The sequence below is a fragment of the Actinokineospora auranticolor genome, assembly GCF_041897805.1.
Classification (GTDB): domain Bacteria; phylum Actinomycetota; class Actinomycetes; order Mycobacteriales; family Pseudonocardiaceae; genus Actinokineospora; species Actinokineospora auranticolor.
Window position 1 is genome coordinate 1,400,866 of sequence record NZ_CP154825.1, and the last position, 16,394, is coordinate 1,417,259.

Genomic DNA, 16,394 nt, shown 5'->3' on the forward strand with positions numbered 1-16,394 from the left:
TTCCGGTGTGGTGTGCGAACTCCCCTATTCCTATTCGCTCCGCAAAGCCGCCGCGATGGTCATGCGGGCGGCGCGGCGGGCCGGGACGAGGGCGCCGAGGACCGCGATCCCTACGCCCGCCAAGGGGAGCAGCACCAGGGTTGGCGCGTCGTAGACCGAGAGCAGCAGGTCCGGGACCACCGACAGCAGCAGGTCCGGTGAGTTGATCGGTGCCGCCGCGTGCACGACCACCCGGTGGACCACCATCCCGAGCGGCAGGCCGATCAGCCCGCCGACCAGGCCCAGGCCCGCCATCGACGTCACCACCATCGACGTCACCTGGCGCGGTGTCATCCCGACGGACTTCAGCACCCCCAGGTCCCGCCGCCGCTCCCGGGTGTTCAGCACGACGGTGTTGAACACCCCCAGGGCCGCGATCCCGCCCAGCAGCAACGTCAGCAGGGTCGCCGTGCTGATGATGACCACCGCCTGCGACGACGTGCCCCCGCGCGGTGGCGTGACCCGGATGCCCGGGTCCCCGGCCGCCACGGCCCTGGCGAAGGCGTCGCGGTCGGCGTCCGGGTCGAGGGTGACCTGGTACGCCGTCGCCCGCGACCCCGGGAGCAGCGACTCCAGGGTCTCCCAGGTGCCCAGGACCGAGCCGGTCACGTTCTCCAGCACGACCCCGACGATCCGGACCGGCACCCGCTTTCCCCTCTGCTCCAACGTCGTCGTGTCGCCCAAGGCCAACCCCGTCTGCGTCAGGAACTTCGCCGACACCGCGACCTCACCACCCCGCGCGGGCCACGCACCGGCCCACACCCGGGGCCGCACCGCGGACGCGTCACCCCGGTAGAAGCGCACCACGTGCGTCTCGTTCCCACCCACCAGCCGCACCAACTGCTGCGAAGACGCCACGACCCCCAGCACCCCCGGCGCGGCGCGGAGCACCGCCTCGTCCTGCGCGTCGCCCAGCCGGGGCGCCAGCTCGCTCAACGGGTCGTCGGGTCCGTCCGCCGGGGTGCCGCCCGGGACCGCGGCCATGACGTCCACCTGGTTCGCGCGGGTCGGGTTGGCCGCGTCCCGGAAGGCCGTGACCGACAGCGTCACCCCGACCGCGAGCGTCACCGTCGCCACGCCCAGCACCACGGCCGCCGCGGTCAGCGCGCTCCGCGCGGGACGGGCGAACGGCACCCCCAACCCGAGGCTGACCGACCTCGGCAACCGGGTCCCGCTCAGCGCCCGCTGCACCCGGGGCGCCCGCCGCGCACCCGGCCGGGAACCCGCGCTGATCGCTGCCGCCGCAGGCTGCCGCCGCGCCCGCAACGCGGGCAGCAGCGCCACGACCGCGACCAGCGCGGGCATCCCCACCAGCACCGCGAGGTCGACCCACCACGGCACCCCGGTGTCCGCGACCCCGAACCCCTCCACCGCGTCCCGGACCAACGGCCCACCGACGAGGTCGCCGGTGCACACCCCCAATGCGGTCCCGACGACGGCGGGCGCGGTCACCATCACCAGGTACACGGCCATCACCTGGTTCGGCGTGTACCCGAGCGCCTTGAGCACCCCGATGTGCCGGTACCCCGCCACAACGGCCCCGCTGACCAGGTTCGCCACGCTCAGCACGGCGACGGCCAGCCCCAGCGCCCCGAACACCGTGAGGAACGGGACGTAGACCCCCGCCTCCTGCGAGAACCGCTGCTTCACCGCCAGGTACGACTGGGTACCGAGCAACGGCAGCCCGGTGGAGACGCTCGCCTCGCCGCGGCTGATGTCCGCCGCCGTCGCGTGGTCGACGAGCCGGTACAGCATCTGCGAAGCCGTCGACCCCCACGCGGTCGCCTGCTCCGGCGTTACCCAGGCGTCGGCGGTCTGGCTGACCGAGAACGCGAGCCCCACAACGGTGACCGAGCCGCCACCCGCCAGGTCGACGACCCGGCCGGGCGCGACCGGCGCCCCCGGCGGCAGGTTGAGCACGATCTCCCCCGGACCGCCCACCCACCGACCGCTCCAGACGGTGACCCGGTCCACGGCCCCGGCCGGGTCCGCCCGCCCGACGGCGGTCAGTTCGCCCGCCACCCCGAAACCGCCGCCGTCCGCCGCCTCGACACCGGCCAACGCGTACGGCCCCGCCGCCGCCTCGACCCCCGCCCGACCGCTCGTCCCCGCGAGCCGGTCGACCGCCGAGGAGTCGAACACGGCCGCCAGGTGCGCGCCGCGCTGCTCGTCGTGCGCCCGGTCGAACGGCGCGGCCGACGAGGCCAGCAACCCCAACGCCATCACGACAGTCGCGGCCGAAACCCACACCACGACACCGATGACGACCGTCTGCAACATCCGGCGCCGCACCGCCGCCCGCGCCACCCGCCACACCGCGTTCACGACCGCGCCACCGCGCTCTCCCGCGCGATCCGCCCGTCGACGACCTCCACGACCCGGCTCGCGCACCGGGTGGCCAGCCGCTGGTCGTGGGTCACCAGCAGCAGCGTCTGGCCGATCTGGTTCAGGTCCAGCAGCAGGTCCATCACCTGCTCCCCGGACCGGCTGTCCAGCGCGCCGGTCGGCTCGTCGGCCAGCAGCAGCGCGGGCCGGTTCACCAGCGCCCGCGCCACCGCGACCCGCTGTCGTTCGCCACCGCTGAGCTGCGCGGGGTACGTGTCGCGGCGCCCCGCGACGCCCAGCTCGTCCAGCAGTTCCAGCGCCCGCCTGCGGGCCTGCGGCGCCTTGGTGCCGGTCAGCTGCGCGGCGAGCGCCACGTTGTCCAGTGCGGGCAGGTCGTCGAGCAGGTTGAAGAACTGGAACACCATCCCGATCCGCCGCCGCCGGAACAGCGCCAAACCGGTCTCGCTCAACCGACCCAGGTCCTCCCCGTGCACCGCGACCGATCCCGAGGTCGGCCGGTCCAACCCGGCGACCAGGTTCAGCAGCGTCGACTTCCCGCTCCCCGACGGCCCCATCACCGCGACCGCTTCCCCCGCGCGGATCTCGAGCGACACACCGTCCAGCGCGACCGAGTCGCTGTACTCCTTGCGGACGTCGGTCAGCCCGACCACGACCTCACCAATGGGCCCGCCGGCGATGTCACTGTGCATGTCGGCAATCCTCGACAGCGGCGCCCCCGATGGCATCCGCACCGGGAGGTAACCCGGCCGCGACTGTCATCCCCGGGATGTACACCCGTGGCCGGACGCGCCCCGTGGGACAGTGGTCGGCGTGTGGCACCTAGGCGCGGGTTGGCTGGTCGTGGCGGTTGCGACCGCCGCGGTCGCCGCTGCCCTCGGGCTCCTGCTCGCGCGGTCCCGCCGGGCCCACCGCGCGGCATTGGGGGAGCGCGGCTGGCTCCTGGAGCGCGAACGGGAGACCGCGTCGAAGACCGCGGTGGACGCCGAACGGGCCCGGATCGCGCGCGAGCTGCACGACATCGTCAGCCACAACGTGAGCGTGATGGTCGTGCAGGCCGGGGCCGCCCGCCGGGTCCTGGCCGCACGGCCGGGAGACGCCGAATCCGCCTTGCTGGCCGTGGAGACCGCGGGCCGCGACACGATGACCGAGCTGCGCCACCTCCTCGGCCTGCTGGCACCCGCGGCCGACGGCACCGAGGACCTGTCCCCGCAACCGAGCCTGAGCAGGCTCAGCGGCCTCGTGGACCGGATCGCGTTCGCCGGGCTGCCGGTCGAGGTCCGGGTTTCCGGCGAACCGCGGCCGTTGCCCTCCGGCGTCGACCTGACGGCCTACCGGATCATCCAGGAAGCACTGACCAACGCCCTCAAGCACGGCAACGGCCAACCGGCCGAGGTGACCGTCCGCTACACCGAGCACCACCTGCGCGTCGAAGTCCTCAACAGCGGCCCGAGCGTGCTCGCGGGCGACCCGCCGGTCGGCGAGCCCGGCGACGGCCGGGGCCTGCTCGGCCTGCGCGAGCGGGTCGCGGTGCTCGGCGGCGACCTCGACGCCCGCAAGCGGCTCGGCGGCGGGTTCCGGGTGCGGGCGAAGATCCCGCTGGCGGCACCGTGAACCCACGCGCAGGTGCGGATCCCCGTGTCGTGATCGCCGACGACCAGGCCCTCGTCCGCACCGGTTTCCGGATGATCCTGGCCTCCGGCGGCATCGACGTCGTCGGCGAGGCGGCCGACGGGGTCGAGGCGGTCGAGGTGGTCCGCGCCACCCGCCCGGACGTCGTGCTCATGGACATCCGCATGCCGACGCTGGACGGCTTGCGGGCCACCCGGCAGATCCTCGCGTCCGTGCCGTGCCGGGTCCTCATGCTCACGACGTTCGACCTCGACAAGTACGTCTACGAGGCGCTGGCCGCGGGCGCCAGCGGTTTCCTGCTCAAGGACGTGACACCCGAACACCTCGTCAACGCCGTGCGCCTGGTCGGCACCGGGGACGCGCTGCTGGCCCCGTCGATCACCCGGCGGCTGGTCGAGCGGTTCGCCGCGGCCGTCCCAGCCGTGCCCGCCATCCCGGCCGCGCACCGCGACCTCGGCGGTCTCACCCCGCGCGAGCTGGAAGTGCTGCGGCTGCTGGGCAAGGGGCGGTCCAACGCGGAACTGGCCGTGGAGCTGACGCTGAGCGAGGCCACGGTGAAGACCCACGTGGCCCGCATCTTCGCCAAGCTGAACCTGCGGGACCGGGCCCAGGCCGTCGTCCTCGCCTACGAGACCGGCCTGGTCGCGCCCGGCGACAGCGCCTAGGCCGCTTCCCGGCTGTCCGTCGGCGCCTCGGCGGGCGCGGGGGCCGAGGCCGCGGAATCGTTGAGGCGCCCCCACATCAGCCCGGCGGGCACCGCGATCAGCACGCCGAGCAGACCCGCCAGCGCCACCGTGGTCATCGCCGAACCGATCAGCTCGGCCACCAGACCGCCCAGGGCCACACCGAGGCCCTGCGACACCCGCAGCCCGGTCCGCGCCGCGCCGAACGCGCCACCGCGGATCTCGTTGGGCACCAGCGTGTTGAACACCGCCATGACCGTGATCTGGTACGCCCCGACCGCGCCCGCCAGGAACAGGACCACCAGCGCCGCGGGGAGGCTCGGTTTGACCGCGAACAGCACCAGGAAGCCGACCGAGGCCGTGGCCAGCACCCCGATCAGCCGCGGTCTGTGCCGGGCGGGGACGAAGTGCGAGATGGCGAACGTGCCGAGGATGAAGCCCAGCGGGTCCGCGGCCAGCAGCCAGCCCACCGCCTCCGGCGCCGCACCGGCCTCCTTCGCCAGCGGTGCCGCGAGACCCTCGGGGATGACCGCGAGCCCCACCAGCCACGAGAGCGTCAGCAGCACCCGGAGCTTGCGGTCGCCGAACACCCACTTGGCACCGTCGAACCACCCGTCGTTCTTGGAACCCGCGGGCGGGCGGTTGACAACGTTGCGCCACGTAAGGAATGCGGCGATCGTGAACGTACCGGCGTCGATTATCAGCGCCCACGACGCGCCGATCGCGCTCACCAGCAGACCGCCGCCGCCGAGGCCGAGCAACATGGTCGTGTTCGTGGTGATGCCGCGCAGGTCCTGGCTGCGCATGTACATCGCGTCGTCGGTGTAGATCTCCCGCAGGGTCGCGTTCTGCGCCGCCATCGCCGGGGACTGCACCATCGGGACGATGATCACCAACAGGAACAGCGCCCACAGCGGCATGTGGGGAATCGCCATCAGCGCCACAACGGCCGCCTGCAGCAGCGCGCACACGACCATCAGGTTGCGCCGCCGGTAGCGGTCCGCCAGCTGCGAGAGCCCCAGGCCGCCCGCGAGCGCGGGCAGGAACGTCAACGCGTAGATTCCCGCCGCGTAGAACGCCGAACCGGTGCGCTGGTAGACCAGGATCGCCAGCGCCACCCGGGTCAGCTGGTCGCCGCCGACGGACACCGCCTCGGAGAACCAGAGCGCGCGGAACTCGCGGTCCGCGAGGACCGCCGACATCCTGGGTGCGGCTCGGCTCACGTGTGCTCCCGTCCGACGGGCGGTGGCCCGCGCGGCTGACTCCATCCTCCGCACCCGGGGTCTGGGTGCGGTGAACCCGGTGTTCACTCCTGCCGCTGGGTCATCGCGGCGTCGCACAGAGTACCGGCTGAACCGCCCCGCATAAGTACTTGTGAAGTTTCCTCGGCCCGGAAATCCGGGCGATGCGCCCGTCCGGCGCAACAGGGGTGACCGGTCCGCGCCTACCGGCGCGCTGAACGGACGAGCGCGCTCGGCGCAGTGCGCGGCCCGCTCGGCGCCACCACCGGAGTCGGTGGGGGATTTTCCGGCCAAACCGCTCGACACTGGCCACCGAACCGGTGCTCGTGGTGACCGGTTTGTCGGGGCTGGCGCGGGAAAACGGGGTGAGCCGGATGGACGGCAGGGCGGTTGTCGTGACGGGCGCGGGGCGCGGGTTGGGCGAGGCGTTCGCCGAGCACCTGGCCGGGGTCGGCGCGGCGGTGGTGGTCAACGACGTGGACGCCGAGCGGGCCCGGCTGGTGACCGCGCGGATCCGCGCGAACGGCGGTGCCGCGGTGGCCAGCGAGCACTCGGTCGCCGACCCGGAGCAGGCCGCGGCCATCGTGGACCTGTGCGTCGCCGAGTTCGGCGCGATCGACGGCCTGGTCAACAACGCGGGACTGAACTACGAGGCCCTGCCGTGGGAGGACGACCCGGCGCGGGTCCGCGCGGTGGTCGAGGTCAACGTGCTCGGCGTGATCTACACGGGCCTGGCGGCGATCCGCCGGATGCGGGCCGCGGGCAGCGGGTCGATCGTCAACGTGTCCTCCGGCGCCTCACTCGGCCAGCGCACGCTCGGCAGTTACGCGGCGACGAAAGGGGCCGTGTCCTCGCTGACCTCTTCGTGGGCGCTCGACCTGGAGGACTCGGGCATCCGGGTGAACGCGATCTGCCCGAGGGCCTACACGCGGATGGTGTGGACGTCCGAACGGGCCAGCAGGCAGACGCCGCCCGAGCACACGCCCGACCTCGTGGCACCCGTTGTGCACTTCCTGTTGGACGACGACCGCTCCGGCGGGATCACCGGTCAGGTCGTGCGCTGCACCGGCCCGGAGTTGCACGTGGTCGGTCAGCCGTACCTAAAAGCCCCGATCCTGCACCGGGACCGGTGGGACGTCGAGACTGTCACGACCGCCTTCGCCGAGGTGCTCGGCGGGCACCTGGAGCCCTACGGGTTGGAGAAGCGGCCGCCCGCCCGCCTGCGGAAGTGGTTGGCACCGATGCGCACCGCGTGAGTCCGGTCACCTTGCGTCGACGAGGTTCGGAAGATCACTATCTCCGGTACCTCTGTTGGGGTCACGCCGGGTCCGGCGAATGCCCGAATCGGTTCGGCGACACGTCCGAGTAATGTCGTGCTCCATTCGGGCGCTGCTTGGCGTAGCGGGGTCGCTACTGTCGGCGCAGGACGTACCGTGGAGACAGTGGTGGCGCACGGGTTCCGCCGGGGCTCGTGACACACGGCAAGAGTGGTACGCGATGGTACGGACGAGCCGGTTCGACGCGTTTCGGCGCGACACCGGGAAGAGGGACAACCCCTCCGGCCACAGCCGCGTCCCCTGGGGCGCGGTCGCCGGAGCGGTCGGGGATGGAGTTCGGAGAGGAGGCAGCACCGTTGGGTCTCACCGATCGCGGAGACGGACGGACAGCGCCTCTGTCGGGGCTCCAAGTGCCGGTTCCGCCAGTCTCCGGTGGGGACACCCGGGAGGGCGGTAGCGAGGGCGCTCGCGGTCAGGTGGACCGGGGCGAGTGGACTACCAATCGCGGCTGCGCAGCGGGCGCTCCTGTCGGTGTGGACGGTCCCGTGGGGGACGGTTCCGAGGGTTGTGTGACGCAAATCACCAGTCGCGAGACATCTGCGGCTCCTTCGGGGGACGTGTCGGACGGTGTGGGGGACCGGGTCACCAATCGCGGCTACGCACCGGGGGCTCCTTCGGTTCGAGGGGTGGACGGGGACGTCGACGCCGCACTCACCAGTCGCGGGACATCGGGCACTCCTGACGGTCTCGGTTCGGACGGGACGGGGGCTGTGGTCACCAGTCGCGGGATATGCGCTGCTCCGGTTGCTGTCGGTGCGGACGGGGTTGCCGGTTCGCTCACCAGTCACGAGACATGCGGGGCTCCTTCGGGGGTACTCGGTTCGGATGAGGCCTCTGCTGCGTTCACCAGTCGCGGGACATCGGGGGCTCCTGTCGATCTCGGTTCGGACGGGACGGGCGGTTCGGTTACCAGTCGCGGGACACGGGGGGCTCCTTCGGGCGTGGTCGGTTCGGACGAGGTCTCTGCTGCGTTCACCAGTCGCGGGACATTCGGCGCTCCTTCTGCTCTCGATTCGGGCGGTTCCGTCGTCGTGGTCACCAGTCGCGGGACATCTGCGGCTCCTTCCGCTGGTTCGGGCGGTTCCGGTTCGCTGCTCACCAATCACGGGACATCGGGCGTTCCCTCCCATTCCGGTTCCACTGGGCTCGAAGCGGGTCTCACCAGTCGCGGGACATCCGGGGCTCCTTCTGTTCTCGGTTCGGACGAGGACTCCGCTGCGGTTACCAGTCGCGAGACATTCGGCACTCCCTCTGCGCTCGAATCGGACGAGGTCGGTTCTGCGGTCACCAGTCGCGGGACATCTGCGGCTCCTTCTGGTCGTGGGGCGGGCGGATCGGAGAACGGGGTCACCAGTCGCGGCTGCGCATCGGGCGCTCCTTCTGTGGTCGGTGTGGACGGTCGCGGCTCGGGGTTCACCAGTCACGGGACACTTGGGGCTCCTCAGGGGCTCGGTACGGACGAGGTCGGGGACTCACTCACCAGTCACGGCTGCGCATCGGGTGCATCTCCTCGGTTCTCGGTCGGGTTGGACGATTCAGCTGCCACGAACGTGGTGGCCACGGGGCTCACCAGTCACGGGAACTCATGGGGTGCTCCTTCGGTTGAAGTGGACGGTCGGGACGACTCGGGGGAGGTGTGCGTGGTCACCAGTCGCGGGAACGCATCGCGGGCTCCTTTCGGCGACGACGAGGGGGCATCCGCTGGGGGTGGTTGGTCGGCGGACGGCGTAGCGGGGGGACTCACCAGTCACGGGAACGCATCGGCTGCGGCTCCTTCGCACGAAGTGGACGGCCGGGGGGAGCGGGTCGCCGGTCACGGGAGCGCATCGCGCACACCTCCCAGGGGATCCACGCTGGACGAAACGCTTGACGGGCCCGAAGGTGACGCCGTAGCCGCGGATACCGCGCCCACGGGTGACGTACCCGCTGTGCCCGCTCCCGCATCGGGAACACCTCCTCGTGACTCGCGCCCCGAGGCCGAGCAGACCCACACCCTCCGCGACGCGGCGCGGGAGCGGAACGAGCGGCGGTTCCGGTCACGGCTAAGTGTGACCGACTCGCTCCGCAGTGAACACCCTTCGTTGGTGCGGTTGGTGCGGGGCTGGGGCCTGTGGTCGCTGCCTCCCGCCGCCAGACGCTACGTGATCATCTTCGAGCTCGTCACGCTGATCGCCGTCACGTTCGCCTTCGTGACATCCCCGGCGGCCACCGCGGCCGACTGGCGGGCGGGCGGCGTACTCGTCGGCGCGGGCATGGTCCACCTGTGGTTGACCCGCCGCACGGAGGAGACCCGGCGCGACCGCGGGCCGGGTCCGCACATGGACACCAGCGTGGTGTGGTTCCTGCCCGCCATGGTGTTGCTGCCCGCGTGGATGGCCGTGCTGGCGCTCATGCTGCTGCGCGTGCAGCTGTACCCGGTGGCCCGCCGACCGCTGTTCCGGTACACCTTCGGCACCGCCGGGATCCTGGTCGCCGCGCTCGGCTCGTACGCGGTCGTCCGGGTCGCGGGCGTCACCGTCGACACCGCCATCGGCCCCCGTGACGTGCTGGTTCTCACCCTCGCCGGGCTCGCTTACTTCGTGCTGAACGCGCTCTCCATCGCCGGTGTGATCGCCCTGTCGGCGCCCCAGCCGACCTGGACCACGGTCATCGGCAGCCGCCGCGACAACGCGCTGGCCGCGCTCACCGTGTGCCTCGGCGTGCTCGCCGCGCTGGCCATCGCGAACGCCTGGCTGGCGCCGCTGTTCCTGGTGCCGCTGCTGTGCGCGATGGACTGGGGCGCGCTGCAGATCGAGAACCTGCGCGGCGACGCGCGCACCGACCACAAGACCCAGCTGCTCAACTCGCGGGGCTGGCACGAGCAGGCCGGGCGGGAGCTGGCGCGGGCCAAGCGGCAGCGCGGCACCACCCTCGCGGTCGCCGTGCTCGACCTGGATTACTTCAAACAGGTCAACGACACATGGGGCCATCCGGCGGGGGACGCGGTACTGCGAGCGGTGGGGGCCGTGTTGCGCGAATCGGTCCGCCAGGGTGACGTGGTGGGTCGGTTCGGGGGCGAGGAGTTCGTGCTGTTGTTCCCCGACACCGACCTCGACGCCGCCGCGATGGTCGCCGAGCGCATCCGGCTGGGCGTCGCGGCCATGTCCGTGGCGGCCACCGACAAGCGCGGCCAGCCGGTCGTCATCGCCAACCGCACGACCTCCATCGGCGTGGCCGCCGCCACCGGCGACGACGCCGACCTGGAGACCCTGCTCCAGCGCGCCGACGCCGCGGTCTACGAGGCCAAGAACGGCGGCCGCGACCAGGTCCGCAAGGCCGAACCGCCGACCGCCGAGGTCGTCGCCTGAGTGCCCGGTTGTTCTCCGAATGAGACCTGACCGATCCGGACAGTCCCACTGATCGGGACGCCGACTGCCCCCAGGGTCGGCTGCCGCTCGGAATCACGGCGGCTCGCCCGCCCCTTGGTGCAGTCTTCGGCGACGAGTACCAGGATCGCCCGCCGTCCCATTCGTTCTCCGGGGCGGCGGATCCCCCATGATCGCCGGAGTGGGTTCGACGACGATTTCGCCGTCGGTCGGGAAATGATCGCGCGCGCGATTTTCGCGTGTCGTGGAAGTCGATTCGGAACAGGCCGGAAAAGTGTTCCGCGGGCGCGCGACCGTTCAGCGTTGCGGCGTCGGTGCGGATTCGTCTCGGGTCCCGTAGTGGCACGGACGCACGGCACCGGCGGGGATTACCGTGACATCCCCGCCGGTGCCGGGTCAACTACGGGCGCGTGACCCGCAGCGTGTAGCTGCCGCCGCCGCTGTAGGCGTGGACCTGCCAGCGGTAGTAGCCCGCGGTGCCGGAGTAGGACACCGTCTCGCTGTTGGTCGGGGTCGTCCCGCTGGCCACGTTGGCCCAGGCCGAACCGTTCCACTTCTGCAGGTACAGGTCGAAGTCCGTACCGGCGGGACCGGTCAGGCAGCCGCGGTGGGTGCCCGACGCCGTGGTCTGGTAGTAGCTGTTGCCCGGCTGGATGGCGCTGCCGCCACCGGCGAGGGTGCCGGTGTAGGCGGTGCCGGTGCAGTTGCCGGGCGGGGTGGTCGGTGGGGTCGTGGTCGGCGGGGTGCCGCCACCGTTGGTGACCAGGGTCAGCCCGTACGCCTGCAGGATCTCGTTGACCGGCTGGAAGTACGTGGTGCCGCCGGAGGTGCAGTTGCCGGAACCGCCGGAGGTCACGCCCTGGGCCTGGCTGCCCGAGATCGCCGACCCGCCGGAGTCGCCCGGCTCGGCGCAGACGTTCGTGCGGATCAGACCCGTGATCGTGCCCTCGGCGTAGGTGACCGAGGCGTTGCGGGCCGCGATGGTGCCGCAGTGCCACCCGGTCGTGGAACCGGAGCGGCAGATCGACGAGCCCACCGGCGCGTCGGTCGACCCGGCCACGGCCACCCGGCCGCCGGAGTAGTTGTTCACCGCGCCGACCGGGGTGTTGCCCGCCGCGACCCGCACGAAGGCGTAGTCGTTGCCGGGGAAGCTGGATCCGGCGAAGGAGCCGCTCGGCTGGGTGGTGGACGCGCCGCTGGTGCCGCAGTGCCCGGCGGTGACGAACCCGCCGTTCACCGAGAAACCGACCGAGCAGCGGGTGCCGCTGCCGATGTAGTACGCGTTGCCGCCGACCACGTCGATCAGCTTGCGCGGCGCCTCGTCGGAGGCCTCCACGCTCACCGCGTCGGCGGGCACACCGCTGGCCGCGACGAACGCCCTGGCCGCCGCCAGCGCGGTGCCCCGGGACTTGAGCACGATCCGGTTGCCCGGCAGGTCCACGTACCAGCTCGCCACGGTGCGCGGGCTGCGCGCCTGGTTCGCGTCGAGTGTGGCCTTCAGCTCGTCCAGTTGGGCCTCGGTGCGGCCGACCACGACCGCGTCGGCGCCCGCGGCGCGGGCCGTGGCGGCGGCGGAGTTGTCCGTGACGCCGACGACGAGCTTGCCCCGGCCCGCGTCGTACCACGTACCACCCAGCCTTCCGGACAGCTGCTTGCGCAGCGTCCGGTCCGCCTTGCCCGCGCGGTCCTCGTTGGACAGCCGCGCGGCGGCCCGCGCGGCGTCGAGTCCGAGGTCCCGCTGCATCGCCGCGCTCATGCTTTCGGCCGCCGCCGGGGCCGATGGCGCGGCCTCGGCGGATAAGCCCACCGCGACGACCGCGCCCCCGGTCGCCACGGCGGCCGCGAGCAGGGCTGTGATTCGTCTTGCCATGCCGTTCTCCTTGTGCAGGGGAAGGTGTACGGGATGGCTGCGTACCGGCGCGTTCAGGCGGGGGAGGGTGTCGTGCCCGCGCCACCCACGGCCGGGTGGCTGGCCCGACCGGGTGGACCGGTTGGCTAGACCGGTCGAGGGGCCCCAAACGCAGGAATGCCCGGTGACCTCCGACCAGGACGGGAGAGATCAACCGGGCGAAACGGTCAGCAGGTGCCTGCACAGTAATCCGCGTCACACACGATCAGGGCATAGCACTTGACCATAGCTCCTGGCTTGCGCCGACTAGTTCGACGACGGCCCCTCCGGTAGCTCGACGCCGAAGCCGGGGTGGTCGCGCAGGAACTCGGTGTACCGGGCGCTGCGGGCGATCACATCGGCGTAGGCCTGGCTGGCCAGTTTGACCAGCTGGTCGGAGAAGGCGGCGGCGGACCCGTCCGGGTGCCACCCGATCAGGTTGCGCCAGCGCAGCGGGTTGCCCGCGATGGGCACCGCGACCACACCGGGCATCTGTCGGAACATCGGTTGGCACAGCACGACGGCATCACCGGACTCCACGAGGTCGATGCAGCTCACGACATCGGTCTCGTACAGGGTGCGCGGGGTGAAGCCCGCTCGTGCGCAGGCCGCGGCGAAGCAGTCGGCGAAGCAGCCGTCGCCGGGGGTGGCCCCCCACTGGACGCCCGCCAGGTCGCCGAGCTCGACCTCGGACTGGGTGGAGAGGGGGTGCTTGTCGGACAGCAGGACGAAGACCGGGTCGGTGGCCAGCGTCCGCCAGATGAGGCCGGGTTGGGACGGTGGCGGGGCGTCTCCGCAGACGCCCGCCAGCGTGTAGTCGACCCGGCCGTCGGCGACCATCGCGGCCAGCTCCTCGGAGGACCAGGAGACGTGCGTGGTCACGTGCAGGTCGGGGTAGGCCGCGTTGAGCTGGTGCACCAGGCCGCCGAGCACGGGGCCGGTGGCCGAGCCCAGGCGCAGCCGGGACGGGGTGTCGCCAGGGAGGGAGGCGTTGTTGGCGAACCGGGCGGCCTCTTCGCGCAGGCCGGACACCGCGGGTAGCAGCAGTCGCGCGCGAGACAGCACGAGTTCACCCAGTGGGGTGGGTCTTGCTCCTTTCCGATCCCGTTCGAACAGTGGTCCACCGAGGGCGCGTTCGATCCGGTGGAGCTGAGCGGTCAGGGCCGGTTGGGCGAGGCCGAGCGTGGACGCGGCCTTGGTGATGCTGCCCGCCTCGGCGACCGCAACGATGATTTTGAAGTGGCGCAGCTCCAGCTCCATGGGACAAAGCTAGGCCGAAGGATCACCAACGCCAAGCTTTAGGACCACGGCGCACGAGTTCTGCTGATTGTTGATCGGAGTTGGTCGGTCTGGTCCAACTCTGTTCACCTTGGTTGCGGAGAACTCCACCGGTCGCTGCGGACGGTCCCCGGGCGAACACGATCGCGGCCGCCGGTGTGTGGCCCCGATTCTGCAAGTTGCAGACGCGATGCGCCAGAGGTTCTTAGCCGAGGCAACGGAACTCCCCGGGGTCGCGGCCGAGATCCCTTGCCCCGCCAGCGGTCCCGCCCGTCGGTCGTTGTGTGATCAACGGCCGTAGACGTAGACCATTCGGCGGTCACTCAATGGTCTGTACCAGCGGGTAGTCAACCATCAGCCGGGTGTCACCGGAGCGTCTCCGGGTGTTGACTTGACCATGAGCGCACCGGCCGCCCCCGCCGGGCGGGCGAGCCGGGTGGCGAGGTGGGCGCGGAGCAGGCTGGGCGCGCCGGACCCGAGTGGACGGTCCGGGGTGGACCCGCCCGGTTCACCCGCCGGTCGCCGCCCGCCGGGCCCGCAGCCGCTGCCGGACCCCGATCAGCGCCAGCGCCACGAACGCGCCCGACACCAGGCAGATCGACACCCGGTTCATCCCCGCCTGCACCTGCGTCGCGCTCGGCGCCACCCCCGAGGCCAGCCGGTGCGCGTACGCGAGCACCGGCCGGTCGGCCACCCACGCCATCACCGGCAGCGCCCGCACGGCCGCCAGCACGATCCCGGTGGCCACCACCGCGCAGATCACCCGCCCCGGCCGCCTGAGCGGCTCGTAGAGCGCCGGGACCACCGCCACCGGCTCCCGGCGGCGCAACCACCGCACGGCCCACCAGACCAGCAGCGCGGCTCCCGCGACGCTGCTGGCGTACTGCAGGAAGTGGTAGCGCGGCATGCCGACCCAGAACCACAACCGCAGGCTCGGGTAGTGCTCCACGACCCACCCGTTGTGGTGGGTGAACGCGTCCCACACCAGGTGCGTGGCCCCGCCGATGAGCACCGACACCACCATCGCCACGCTCAGCCGCGGCACCGGCTCCCTCGGCACCAACCGGGCCCGCAGCCGCGCGGGCGCCAGCGCGACCAGCGCGGGCACCACGAAGAGCTGCCACACCGCCAGCACCGCCAACGCCACCGGCAGGTCGATCAGCACCAGCCCGAGCCACGTGTGCGTGCGCGCGTCGACCCCGGTCTCCAGGAAGACGAAGTACAGCAGGTCGGGCGACATCGTCCCGACCACCAGCGCCGACCCGACCAGGGGTCCGCGGCGGAGCAGCGGGAGCGCCGCGGCGGCGTGCGAGAGCGTGTATGGCATGCCGCCACCATGCCGGCGCGCTGTGCCGGGTATGGGGGCGACTCGTGGACATCCTGTGGAGCCGCGCGCGGCGGTAGGCCCGCACGGGTGAGAATGGCGCGTGCCCACAGTCCGGACGTCGCGCGTGCTGGCCGCGGTAGGGGTCGGCTCCGTCGTCGCGACACTGGTGACCGCGATGGTCCCGCCGGTCGAGGTGGTCGCGGGCGTGCCCGCCGCCGCACTGACCCACCCGGAGCGCGGTCCCGACCCGTGCGACCCGGTCATCTCCGGCCTGACACCGCGGCAGCGGCTGGCCCAGGTGCTGATGATGGGCGTGGACCCCAAGGGGCCCGAGGACGCGCGCGCCGCCGTCGCCGAGGGCATCGGCGGGATCTTCGTCGGCGGCAACCCCACGGCCCTGCTCGTCGACGGGCGACTGCCCGCCGTCGCGGCGGGGTCGGCGCTTCCGCTGATCGTGGCCGTCGACGACGAAGGCGGCCGCGTCCAGCGGGTCGACGAACTCGACGGCGACCTGCCCAGCGCCAGGCAGATGGCCGCCACCATGACCGTGGACCAGGTCCGGGCCCTGGCCCGCGACCGCGCGGCCAGGCTCACCGCGCGCGGGGTCACGCTCGACTTCGCGCCGGTGGTCGACCTCACGGCGGCGCCGGACCGCACGGTGATCGGCGACCGCTCGTTCAGCCCCGACCCCGACACCGCCATCCGCTACGCGGGCGCCTTCGCCGACGGCCTGCGCGACGGCGGCATGCTGCCGGTGCTCAAGCACTTCCCCGGCCACGGCCGCGCCACCGGCGACTCGCACGGCGGCCGGGTGACCACCCCGCCCCTCGACGAGCTGCGGGGGAGCGACCTGCGGCCGTACCGGGAACTGCCCGCGCGGGGCCCGGTCGCGGTCATGGTCGGTCACCTCGACGTACCGGGCCTCACCGGCGACCTGCCCGCCAGCCTCGACCCCGCCGTCTACCGACTGCTCCGCGAAGACCTGGGTTTCGACGGCCTGACCTTCACCGACGACCTGGGCGCCATGCGTGCGATCTCCGACCGCTACGACCTCCCCGAAGCCGTCCTCCGCGCCTTCGCCGCGGGCGCGGACGTCCCGTTCTGGTCCTCGGGCGGCCGCCTCCCGGAAATCCTGACCCGCCTGGAAGCCGCGGTGACCGCGGGCGAACTCCCCACCTACCGCGTCGTCGACTCCCTGCGCCGAGTCCTGCGGTACAAGCGCGTCTGCTGAGCCAAGGGCAGGCGCTACCGGATCACCCAC

The 16,394-nt window shown here is 72.3% G+C and carries 11 protein-coding genes; 5 read left to right on the forward strand and 6 right to left on the reverse strand.

What is annotated here, in order from left to right:
• Positions 1 to 30: 30 nt before the first annotated feature.
• Together V5P93_RS06685 and V5P93_RS06690 are read right to left on the reverse strand one after the other, a co-directional pair.
• Positions 31 to 2,364 (reverse strand): ABC transporter permease, encoded by a 2,334-nt coding sequence (locus V5P93_RS06685; RefSeq protein WP_104478501.1) that lies wholly within the window; start codon positions 2,362 to 2,364, stop codon positions 31 to 33.
• Positions 2,361 to 3,074 carry an ABC transporter ATP-binding protein gene (locus tag V5P93_RS06690; RefSeq protein ID WP_104478502.1) on the reverse strand — a complete coding sequence of 238 codons (714 nt, stop codon included), beginning with the start codon at positions 3,072 to 3,074 and terminating at the stop codon, positions 2,361 to 2,363. Before V5P93_RS06690 ends, V5P93_RS06685 begins: the two co-directional genes overlap by 4 nt.
• A 151-nt stretch (positions 3,075 to 3,225) precedes the next feature.
• On the opposite strand from V5P93_RS06690, the gene V5P93_RS06695 reads away from it, so the two are divergent.
• The gene (locus tag V5P93_RS06695) at positions 3,226 to 3,996 is read left to right on the forward strand and encodes a sensor histidine kinase (RefSeq protein WP_245931188.1); all 771 of its coding nucleotides are present in this window, start codon (positions 3,226 to 3,228) and stop codon (positions 3,994 to 3,996) included.
• Between the two features lie 29 nt (positions 3,997 to 4,025).
• Positions 4,026 to 4,679: a response regulator transcription factor gene (locus V5P93_RS06700; RefSeq protein ID WP_342752256.1), complete on the forward strand. Its 654-nt coding sequence runs from the start codon at positions 4,026 to 4,028 to the stop codon at positions 4,677 to 4,679.
• Here V5P93_RS06700 and V5P93_RS06705 read toward each other — a convergent pair.
• Positions 4,676 to 5,899, reverse strand: coding sequence for an MFS transporter (locus tag V5P93_RS06705; RefSeq protein WP_104478503.1), 1,224 nt, complete (start codon positions 5,897 to 5,899; stop codon positions 4,676 to 4,678). The two genes, V5P93_RS06700 and V5P93_RS06705, sit on opposite strands and share 4 nt — an antisense overlap.
• 413 nt (positions 5,900 to 6,312) lie before the next feature.
• Here V5P93_RS06705 and V5P93_RS06710 point away from each other — a divergent pair, with 413 nt between their 5' ends.
• Both V5P93_RS06710 and V5P93_RS06715 read left to right on the forward strand, forming a co-directional pair.
• A complete protein-coding gene (locus V5P93_RS06710) occupies positions 6,313 to 7,194 on the forward strand; it encodes an SDR family NAD(P)-dependent oxidoreductase (RefSeq protein WP_104478758.1) in 882 nt (293 codons plus the stop codon).
• Positions 7,195 to 9,359: 2,165 nt separating this feature from the next.
• Positions 9,360 to 10,622 (forward strand): diguanylate cyclase, encoded by a 1,263-nt coding sequence (locus V5P93_RS06715; RefSeq protein WP_181043410.1) that lies wholly within the window; start codon positions 9,360 to 9,362, stop codon positions 10,620 to 10,622.
• Between the two features lie 418 nt (positions 10,623 to 11,040).
• Here V5P93_RS06715 and V5P93_RS06720 read toward each other — a convergent pair whose 3' ends face one another.
• The 3 genes from V5P93_RS06720 to V5P93_RS06730 form a co-directional block, all read right to left on the reverse strand.
• Positions 11,041 to 12,510 (reverse strand): S1 family peptidase, encoded by a 1,470-nt coding sequence (locus V5P93_RS06720; RefSeq protein ID WP_104478505.1) that lies wholly within the window; start codon positions 12,508 to 12,510, stop codon positions 11,041 to 11,043.
• Between the two features lie 285 nt (positions 12,511 to 12,795).
• Positions 12,796 to 13,788, reverse strand: a complete 993-nt coding sequence (locus V5P93_RS06725; RefSeq protein WP_104478506.1) for a LysR family transcriptional regulator — start codon at positions 13,786 to 13,788, stop codon at positions 12,796 to 12,798.
• 526 nt (positions 13,789 to 14,314) lie between these two features.
• Positions 14,315 to 15,133: a DUF4184 family protein gene (locus tag V5P93_RS06730; protein WP_104478507.1), complete on the reverse strand. Its 819-nt coding sequence runs from the start codon at positions 15,131 to 15,133 to the stop codon at positions 14,315 to 14,317.
• A 100-nt stretch (positions 15,134 to 15,233) separates the two neighbouring features.
• On the opposite strand from V5P93_RS06730, the gene V5P93_RS06735 reads away from it, so the two are divergent.
• Positions 15,234 to 16,364, forward strand: coding sequence for a glycoside hydrolase family 3 N-terminal domain-containing protein (locus V5P93_RS06735; protein WP_104478508.1), 1,131 nt, complete (start codon positions 15,234 to 15,236; stop codon positions 16,362 to 16,364).
• Positions 16,365 to 16,394: the final 30 nt, after the last annotated feature.